The organism is Streptomyces sp. TRM68367, assembly GCF_014495685.1.
GTDB lineage: Bacteria > Actinomycetota > Actinomycetes > Streptomycetales > Streptomycetaceae > Streptomyces.
In genome coordinates this window covers 1-2,414 of record NZ_JACTVI010000241.1, presented here as the reverse complement: position 1 = coordinate 2,414, position 2,414 = coordinate 1, and the positions used below count along the sequence as shown (strand labels likewise).

Annotated in this window: 4 protein-coding genes and 1 pseudogene; 3 read left to right on the top strand and 2 right to left on the bottom strand. The window is 66.0% G+C overall.

The features are described 5' to 3' along the window. Positions 1–56: 56 nt before the first annotated feature. Genes H8R17_RS45165 through H8R17_RS45155 form a run of 3 tightly spaced genes read left to right on the top strand, consistent with a single transcriptional unit; the run spans position 57 to position 1,628 of the window. Positions 57–209: a hypothetical protein gene (locus H8R17_RS45165; RefSeq protein WP_262506056.1), complete on the top strand. Its 153-nt coding sequence runs from the start codon at positions 57–59 to the stop codon at positions 207–209. Then, positions 202–387 (top strand): helix-turn-helix domain-containing protein, encoded by a 186-nt coding sequence (locus H8R17_RS45160; protein WP_187828947.1) that lies wholly within the window; start codon positions 202–204, stop codon positions 385–387. The genes H8R17_RS45165 and H8R17_RS45160 overlap by 8 nt, the downstream gene beginning before the upstream one ends. After that, positions 384–1,628: a site-specific integrase gene (locus H8R17_RS45155; RefSeq protein WP_187828946.1), complete on the top strand. Its 1,245-nt coding sequence runs from the start codon at positions 384–386 to the stop codon at positions 1,626–1,628. Before H8R17_RS45160 ends, H8R17_RS45155 begins: the two co-directional genes overlap by 4 nt. Before the next feature lie 72 nt (positions 1,629–1,700). On the opposite strand, the gene H8R17_RS45150 is transcribed toward H8R17_RS45155, so the two are convergent. Then, positions 1,701–1,958, bottom strand: a complete 258-nt coding sequence (locus H8R17_RS45150; RefSeq protein ID WP_187828945.1) for a hypothetical protein — start codon at positions 1,956–1,958, stop codon at positions 1,701–1,703. 7 nt (positions 1,959–1,965) lie between these two features. Next, a pseudogene (locus H8R17_RS45145) lies at positions 1,966–2,414 on the bottom strand (hypothetical protein); the annotation flags it as partial.

The following is a 2,414-nucleotide window of genomic DNA, read 5'->3' as shown; positions in this document are numbered from 1 at the left end:
GGGCGAGAAGCTGCACGTGCCGCCCGCGATCTTGTCGCCCTGCGCCTCTGCCGTCTGTGCGGACTCCGCCTGGGCCTTTTCGGCGGCGCACCCTCGTCCTGGCCCACTGGGCGTACGACGGCACCGGCCTCACCCCCGACCTCGAACGCCTCGCCGCACTCATCGGCAGCGGCCCGACACGCGAACAGGAGGTGACAGCCGGTGCGTGACGACGAACTCCTCACTGTCCCCGAGGCGATGGCCCGCCTCAAGATCGGCCGCTCTGCCCTCTACGACCTGATGCGCACCCGCCGCCTGGCCTCGCTGACCGTCGGCCGCGCCCGCCGTATCCCCGCCCACGCCCTGGACGACTACGTCCAGCGCCACCTGGAAGAGGCCGCCCGATGACCGCCCCCAAGCGCCGGAAGGCCCGCGCCAACGGTGAGGGCACCATCTACCAGCGCAAGGACGGCCGTTGGGAAGCCGCTGGCTACGTCCTCGCCGCCGACGGCAGCCGCAAACGCGTCCGCGTCTACGGCACCACCCGCAGAGAGACTGCCGACAAACTCGCCGAGAGGATCGCCGACAGCAACCGCGGGCTGCCCGTCGCCACCGCCGACAGCACCCTCGGCGACTACCTGAACTACTGGCTCAACAGCGTCGCCGTCCACCGGCTCCGCGAGAACACCCACACCCGCTACGCCGCCTGTGTCCGCCTCCACCTCATCCCCGGCCTCGGCACCAAGAAGGTCGCACGGCTGACCGCACGCGACGTACGCACCTTCCTCGACCGGCTTCGCACCACCTGCCAATGCTGTACCCAGGGACTCGATACCGAGCGAATGAAGTGCTGTGCGGTCGGCGAGTGCTGTCAGAAGCGGCTGTCCCCCTTGACCGTGACGTACGTGCACTCGGTTCTCAAGTCGGCACTGGAACACGCCGTCCGGGAAGACGAACTGCCCCGCAACGTCGCCCGGAACGTCAAGACCACTACGCACCAGCCCAGGCGCTTCCGGCCACTCACCGCAACCGAGGCTCGCCTGTTCCTCGACGCTGCCCGCGCCGACCGACTGCATGCGCTCTACGAACTCGCCCTGCGCACCGGACTCCGCAAAGGCGAACTCCTCGGCCTCCACTGGGAAGACCTCGACCTCAACGCAGGCACCGCCACCATCCGACACTCACTCCAACGCACCCGAACCGGCGGCCTCACTCAGCTCCCAACCAAGACCCGCGCCTCCGAACGCCGCATCGCCCTGCCCACCGAGTGTCTCCACTCGCTCAAGGAGCACCAGGAACGGCAGGAGAGGGAGCGGAAGGAGGCCGGGCCGACCTGGAGGGACAGCGGCCTCGCCTTCACCACGCCCACCGGCAGACCTCTTGACCCGGCCAACCTCACCCGCCGCTTCCGCTGCCTCCTCAACCGGGCCGGGCTCCGGCACATCCGCTTCCACGACCTTCGCCACTCGACCGCGACCCTGCTACTGGAACAAGGAGTCGACCTCGTCGTGATCAAGGAACTTCTGGGCCACGCCCACATCGGCGTAACCGCCGGCGTCTACGCCCACGTCCGCCCCCGCCTCCAGCGGGAAGCCGTCAACAGCCTCACCGAGGCGCTCGGCCAAGGCGGCACCGGCCGCATGCGATAAGACCCACCTCGCAGAACGCTGACGGCCCCACGAGATATCTCGTGGGGCCGTCAGCGTCCGGCTGCGTTGCCGTCAACAGCTGAAATCAGCCTCAAATTCCGCCCGCCAACAGGCGAAATCTTCGCGTCCGTGAAGGTATTTTCCAGGAGATTCGAGCAGATCTGCACCCGCAAGTTGATCCAAAGCGCGCCAGATCTTTGGATCAACAGCCTCGGCGCTCTCCTGCTCCATGACGAGCAGCGCCCAATCGGCCGCCTCACCGGGAGGAACCACACCGTCAGCGAGTCGCGCCAAATAGCTGCCGACCAGCTCTCGAAGATCTTCTCTCATGACACCCTCAGAAGGTTCCTGTGAAGTTTCCTTCAGGATCGAACATGTAGTGCACCTTGCGTCCACCTGTGACACTGACGTCGGGTCGAACGATTCGCACATTCCCGGAAGTGTCAAGTGTCTCGTGCCAGATCCGAGTGGAGTCCGTCCCGGGATCCCATTCGCGCACGAGGCGGCGGCCAATCATTTCACCAGGATTGCGGGCTGGCGTGACATTCCCGTAGAAGCGAATCCTCCCATTCCCAAGCTCCTTTATCCCGCCCTGCCCATACTTCTCTGCTTGCGAATAGAAGCGCTTCAGTTGGGCGGCATTCATGGCATCGCTTGCACCACTATTGCAATTGTGAACGAGGACCGGAGTCTCGCCCGCCAGCACATAGTACGTGTGGAGCTGCTGGACGGTGAGGTTCCACCGGTAGGCCGCGCCGGGTGTGGTGCGGACGGCGATGATGTGGA